Raw genomic sequence first — 1,802 nt, forward strand, 5'->3', positions numbered from 1 at the left:
TGCCACTCTCATATCGATGGGCGATAAACTCAAACAATACCTGTGTTTCAGCTTGTGTTTTTTTCACATAACCTATGTCATCAATGATAATGAGTTTGTATTTGTCGAGTTTGGACATAAACCCCATCAGATCTAGAGCCTGTTTGGCTGTTTGCAGTTGTTGAACCAAGTTAACCGCGCTAAACGCTTTTACTCTCATACCTTGGTCAATCAGGTGCAGCCCTAATGCATGCGCCATATGTGTTTTGCCTACACCCGATGGGCCGAACAATAACACATTGTTGGCTTGTTCTACCCAATCAACTTGACCTTGTAATTGTCGCAAGGTTTGAGTAATTGACGTTTCATACTGCTCCAGATTTAAGTTTGTCAGGTTTTTCGCTACCATCAGACCACTTTCTCGGCGCCAACTACTGACACGTGTTTGGAAGCGTTTAGCCAGTTCGTGTTCGCACAGCGCACTTAAAAACTCACGGTAACTCCAACTCGATTCAATCGCTTGGTTTTCAAGCGAGACGAGCTGCTGTTTAAACCCGCTCAAGTGCAAGGTCTTTAACATCATGTCTAATGATTCCATTGCACCGCTCCTTGTGATGGGGTGCTAGAATGTAACAGATGATCATAATCCGCCAAGCGATGCTGATTAAACGGTTTCAATGTTGTACTGCAAGCTTGTGGAAGATGTTCATCTTGTATCGCCTGGAGTGTGGGTAATTGTCGCCGTTTCGCCTGCATCAACAAGGTTTCACCCAGGGCTTGATAATCATCAAGCTGGGCGGCTACTTTGAGCACACCGACCATCCACTTGCAGGCGGCTTTCGATTCCAATTGGCTATCGACCTCTAGCCAGAGTTGTTTGTAATTGTCGTCTGGCAATAACTCCGCTTGTAAGCTGCTGTAGCGGAAGGCTTGTGGTTTGGCGGCCAGGGCATTAATGAGGTGCTTGAAGTCGATCTGACGTGCGCGTGCTTGTCCTTTGGCTACGTGCAGGCGCGTGAGTGTGAGAACCCGGGTTTGGGCAAGATACAGCTCAAGTCGGTCATGATGCACGTGTACCGATAACACCTCACCGATTAATCGTGAAGGGACACTGTAGGTGACCCGCTTAACATCAATGGTGGATGTGCGCGTAACCTTTAGCGTTTGCACTTGATAGTCCATATACCGTCGAGACGGCAAGGACTGAAGCTGGGCACGTTCCTGTTGGATTTTATCGCCACTTTGGGCGTTGAGTTTATCAACTTGACGTCCAATAAATCGCTGATACTCCGCCTGTGTTTTAAAGTCATGGCTACCGCGAAGTTTGAGCGCCTGGCGCAGGCGGTGCTTGAGTGAACGGTGTGCCGTTTCAATCGCACCATTTTCATGACTAATCCCTTTGTTATTGCGCGATGCCTTCAGAGCATAATGCGCACATAAGCCTTGATAGTCACGGGTAAGTGCTTGCTGCTCGCTCAGATTGTTAAACGCGGCACTTAGACTGTCGGTGCGATGCTCAATGGGTACACCACCGAGTTGGGTTAACGCGTTTTGCAACCCTTCAGACAACGCGGCAAAACTCTCACCACCTTGAACGGGTTGGGCATAACGCCAACCACTGTAAGCCAAGCGGAATTGATAGAGTAAATGCGTAAACGGTTTGCCGTTAATCGTGATGGCGTCATTGGGATGGCTAAAGTCCGACAATCCTAATTGACCCATCGGCACCTCTTGGCGGAATATAACTGGCTTATCTTCGCCCTGGGTGGCATTAAAAAACTTAACGCGGCGTTGTAAGGTGCGCAATAAACTTGAAGGATAAA

Annotated in this window: 2 protein-coding genes; both read right to left on the minus strand. The window is 47.9% G+C overall.

What is annotated here, in order from left to right:
* A partial coding sequence (locus tag IBX48_RS10475; RefSeq protein ID WP_296834353.1) for an ATP-binding protein occupies positions 1-577 on the minus strand: 577 nt, incomplete at its 3' end.
* Positions 565-1,802 (minus strand): IS21 family transposase (locus tag IBX48_RS10480; protein WP_296834356.1); only part of this gene is annotated, 1,238 nt, incomplete at its 5' end. The genes IBX48_RS10475 and IBX48_RS10480, both read right to left, overlap by 13 nt.

It is taken from the genome of Thiomicrospira sp., assembly GCF_014859555.1.
Taxonomy (GTDB): Bacteria; Pseudomonadota; Gammaproteobacteria; order Thiomicrospirales; family Thiomicrospiraceae; genus Thiomicrospira.